Annotated in this window: 1 protein-coding gene; it reads left to right on the forward strand. The window is 72.4% G+C overall.

All coding sequences use genetic code 11. From position 1 onward, the window contains the following. Window positions 1–579: 579 nt before the first annotated feature. Window positions 580–5,175, forward strand: a 4,596-nt coding sequence (locus tag ACTOWL_RS37495) for a beta strand repeat-containing protein (RefSeq protein WP_441326398.1), incomplete at its 3' end; no start/stop codon positions are given.

A 5,175-nucleotide genomic window follows, 5' to 3' on the forward strand; every position in this document is an offset into this window, starting at 1 on the left:
TGGCTCCGGCCTTTCCGCCCGACCCAGGCCCAGCCTGCCCCGCCGGCATTTCCCTCAAATTGCAAAGGGTTGTTGCCGTCACGCCACAAGGGCGGCGCTGAAGCGACGAATTGGGACGCCATGCCAATTGTTGGGACGCCCAGCGGAGTGACGGCGTCTGAGTCGTGAGGAATTCTTCACACATCCGATTGCTGGAAAAGATTTGAGAAACAAGGCCGTCCCAGGGGACGCCGATCGGCGAAAAGAGGGACGGCTTTTACTTCGATCTTCTTCGGCGCGGGGACGAGCGAGGACGCGGGTCCTGGCCTGTCTTTGGACAGGCCGCATGGGTCGCGCCGCGCTCGGGGGTGTCGGCAGTTCTTGTTGGGGAGGGGTGGGATGAATCGATCGGATGATCGGTCCCTGGATGTGGCAGCGGCGGAGCCGGTGGGGCCCGCCGCCGATGCGTTTGCGGACGGGCCGGACTGCCGGCCTCCGGATCCGCGGGCGGGACCAACGTCCGATTCCTTCATCCAGCAATCGCCGGACGCACCGGCGGCAACATCGTTTCAGACACGCATTTCGGCAGGGGATGACATCATGAGCGGCAACCATTTCGAGACCCGTCAGACCGTCCGGCGTCACTCCCATTTCGCCAACAACTGGGTCGCCGGTGCCGACCAGCCCAGCAAGTCCATGCGGCGGCGCCTGATGGCGGCGCTGCGCCGGGCGCATCGTGCGCTCGGGATGAAGCGGGACCGGCTGGGTCTCGGGGCCCTCGGCACCGGCGGCGCCGTCGGCGGCGCCACGCTCGCCACCGATGTCGCCGAATCGGCCAGTCTGTTCGCGGTGCTGCGCCGGGCCCGGGGGGGCTATGCCGGCGTGGCGCTGGCGACGCTGGTGGTGCAACTCGCCTCGCAGGTGATGCTGCCGCAGATGGCCTCCGCGCAGGCCGTCTTGGGCCCCGGCAGCGTCGCCGCCGGCCAAGCCTCGACCGCCGTCGGCAACACCGCCAGGGCAAACGGCGCCAACTCCGTGGCGCTGGGCACCAGCACCACCGCAACCGGCGATGGTTCGATCTCGATCGGCTACACCAACAGCACCAACGGCCTGAACGCGATCGCCATCGGTGTGTTTTCGAACGCGACCGGCACCAACGCCCTCGCCCTGGGCGGAAACGCCCAGGCCGTCGCTGAGGGGGCAACGTCCCTCGGCGTCAACTCCAGGGCAAGCGGCGTCAGCTCGCTCGCCCTTGGCAACAATGCCGGCGCCAGCGGGGGGAATGCGACGGCGTTGGGTGTCCTTTCGCGCGCCACCGGCGGTAATTCGATCGCCGCAGGCGCGAGCGCCACGGCGAGCGGCGCGAGCTCGTCGGCCTTCGGCCCGAGCGCGCTCGCCAACGCCATTCAGGCGACCGCTTTGGGATTTGGGGCACAATCGACCGCCGAGAATTCCGTCGCGGTCGGGTCTTCGGCCAGGGCCAGCGGCCTCGGCTCGGTGGCCATGGGGCTGTCGGCCAATTCGAGCAGCAACAGCTCGATCGCGATCGGCTGGCAGTCGATCGCGTCCCAGGTGAACTCGATCTATCTCGGCGCGCGCACCGTCGCGGGAACGGGGGCCACGGCGGAAAGCGCCATCGGCATCGGCACCGATGTGACGGCCTCCGCCCAGGACGCGATCGCCATGGGCCGCGCCTCGAAGGCGACCGGTACGGGTGGTGCCACCGCGATCGGGGTCAGCTCGAACGCCGCGGGCCAGGCCGCCGTGGCGGTCGGCTCGACCGCCAATGCGGCCGGCAACTTCTCGCTGGGCCTGGGCCTCGCGGCCGCGTCGAGTGGGGTCGGCTCGGTGGCGGCGGGGTCGGGGGCCCAGGCCACGGGCGTATCCGCCGCGGCGGTCGGCAATAACGCGAGCGCCACGGGCCCGAGCGCCACGGCGCTGGGCGCCGCCACGGCCGCAAGCGGCGTCAATGCGGTCGCGGTCGGCCGTTCGGCCAGTGCCGCCGCAGCCGGCTCCATCGGCGTGGGATCCTTCGCCACCGCCATAGGGCCCAATTCCACGGCGATCGGTGCCGGCTCCACGACGGGGGCGGAAAATGCGTTCGCCGGGGGACGTTCGGCCAATGCCGCAGGCCTGAATTCCATCGCCATCGGCACGACGGCCAATGCGACGGTCGCGGGCGCCACCGCGATCGGCAACGCCTCGCAGTCGCTGGCGGCCTCGAGCGTGGCGCTGGGCGACACCAACACGGTCGCTGCGGCGGCCGGCCCCGGCTCGGTCGCGATCGGCCACAACTCGACGGTGAACGGCGGCACCGGGGCGGTGGCGATCGGCGAGGGCCAGGTCGTCAACGGCAACGGCGCGGTCGCCATCGGCGATCCGAACACCGTCAGCGGCACCGGCGCGGTCGGCATGGGCGCCAACAACGCGGCGACCGGGAACGGCGCCGTGGCGCTGGGCAACACCAACATCGCCAACGGCCTCGGCGCCGTGGCGCTGGGCAATGCCGCCAACGCCACCGGCACCAGCACCGTCGCCCTGGGCAACGCGGCGGCGGCCGGCGCGAACAACGCGATGGCGCTCGGCAACGGCGCCACGGCCGGCCAGGCGGGGTCGGTGGCGCTGGGCTCGGGCTCGGTGACGGCGGCGGCGGTCGCCACGCCCAGCACGGTGATCGGCGGCACCACCTACAACTTCGCCGGGGCGACCCCGGCCAGCACGGTCAGCGTCGGCGCCGCGGGCGCCGAGCGGACGATCACCAACGTCGCGGCCGGCCGCATCGCGGGGGACTCGACCGACGCGATCAACGGCAGCCAGCTCTTCGCCACCAACCAGGCGGTCTCGGCCATCGCCGCCAGCACGCCGACCCACTACGTCAGCGTCAACGATGGCGGGTTACAGCAGGGGAACTACACCAACAACGGCGCCACGGGCGCCAATGCCATCGCGATCGGCCCCGAGGCTTCGGCGACGGGGACGAACTCGATGGCCGTAGGCTTCAACACCAAAGCGACAGGCGGCTCGGGCCAAGCCTTCGGCTCCGGCAGCATCACCAGCGCGGATCTCGCTGTTGCTGTGGGCCTCCAGGCCACGGCAGGGGGGCTGGGGGCCACGGCGGTCGGTCTGCATGCCAACGCCCTGGGCGTGACCTCGATCGCGATGGGCAACGCAGCCAACGCGACGGCCGAGAACTCGATCGCGGTGGGCAGCCTGGCCAACGCGGCGGCCGCGGACAGCATCGCCATCGGCACCAGCGCCGTCGCCACGGGGCCGTCGGGCGGCGCGATCGCGCTCGGCCTGAACGCCAACGCGACCGGCTCCTTCACGACCGCGGTCGGCACGGGCGCGAAGGCCAATGGCGATTGGGCGACGGCCTTCGGCCAGAATGCCAATGCGGCGACCCAGCAGGCAACGGCCCTCGGCGCCGGCAGCCTCGCCACCGCCGATTTCGCGACCGCGACCGGCTTCCAGTCCATCGCAACAGGGCTGGCCTCCACGGCGGTCGGCTTCCACGCCAACGCCTCGGCCGAGAACGCGATCGCGGTGGGCAACGCGGCCGCCGCTACGGCCGCTAACGCGACGGCGGTCGGCGCCTCCGCCACGGTCTCGGCCGTGAACGGCACTGCGCTCGGCAGCGGGGCCGTCGCCGCGGGAACCAATGGCGGCGCGACCGCGGTCGGCACCAACGCCAATGCCGCCGGCGAGTTCTCGGTGGCGGCCGGCATCAATGCCAATGCGGGCGACCACGCCTCCATCGCGATCGGCACCGGCACCAACGCGTCCGGGGCCCGCGCCATCGCCATCGGCGACACCGTCCAGTCCACCGGCGCCGGTTCGATCGCCATCGGCGCCAACGGCACCGCGCAGGCCAATGCGACGGCGGATGATGCCATCGCCCTGGGCGGGGCCAGCACCGCGTCGGCGGCGCAGGCGCTCGCCCTGGGCAGCGGCGCCACGGCGGGCCAGGCCGGCGCGGTGGCGCTGGGCTCCGGCAGCACGACCGCGGCGGCGGTCGGCACGGCCAGCACGGTGATCGGCGGCACCACCTACAACTTCGCCGGCACCACGCCGGGCAGCACGGTCAGCGTCGGCGCCGCGGGGGCGGAGCGGACGATCACCAATGTCGCGGCCGGCCGCATCGCGGGGGACTCGACCGACGCGATCAACGGCAGCCAGCTCTTCGCCACCAACCAGGCGGTCCAGGCCATCGCGGCCAGCACGCCGCTGCACTACTACGGTGTGAACGCCGTCCCTGCCCAGCAGGGGAACTACACCAACAACGGCGCCACCGGGGACAATTCGATGGCGGTCGGCATCGCGACCACCGCTTCCGCCAACCGCGCCATCGCGATGGGCTATCAGGCCAATGCGAGCGGCAATCAGTCCCTGGCGGTCGGCGATTCGGCAGCGGCCTCGGCCAGCCAATCCGTCGCGGTGGGCGTGCTCGCCGTTGCCGCCGGGGCCAGCGGCTCGACCGCCCTCGGCGCCAATGCCAATGCCGGCGCCACCAACAGCCTGGCGCTCGGTGTCTTCTCCAACGCTTCCGGCGAGACCTCCGCGGCCGTCGGCCCCGGCGCCAACGCCGCCGCCGCGAACGCCACCGCGATCGGCAGCGGCGCCAACACCAGCGGCGTCAACGCCTTGGCGGCCGGCTTCGATACCGAGGCTTCCGGCAACAACGCGGCCGCCCTGGGCGTCAGCGCGACGGCTTCGGCTGACGGCGCGATGGTGCTGGGCAACAACTCCATCGGCTCGGGCGTCAATTCCGTCGTGGTGGGCACCAGTGCCAATGCGAGCGGCCTCAACGGCCTAGCGATCGGCACGCAGGCCAATGCGTCGGCCGGCAGCGCCACCGCGATCGGCGCCCTGAGCGTGGCCTCCGGCGTCCAGGCGCTTGCCATCGGCGACACCGCAACGGCAACGGGCCTGCGCGCGACCGCGCTCGGCGCTTCCTCCCAGGCGCTCGCGGCCTCGACCGTGGCGCTCGGCGACACCGTCTCGGTGGCGGCCGCGGCCGGCCCGGGCTCGGTCGCGATCGGCCACAACTCGCAGGTGCTGGGCGGCACCGGCGCGGTGGCGATCGGCGAGGGCCAGACGGTGAACGGCGACGGCGCGGTGGCGATCGGCGACCCGAACACCGTCAGCGGCACCGGCGCCATCGGCATGGGCGCCAACAACACCGCCAACGGCAACGCG

Origin of the sequence: Inquilinus sp. CA228 (assembly GCF_052078665.1) — a bacterium.
In the GTDB taxonomy this organism is placed as follows: domain Bacteria; phylum Pseudomonadota; class Alphaproteobacteria; order DSM-16000; family Inquilinaceae; genus Inquilinus.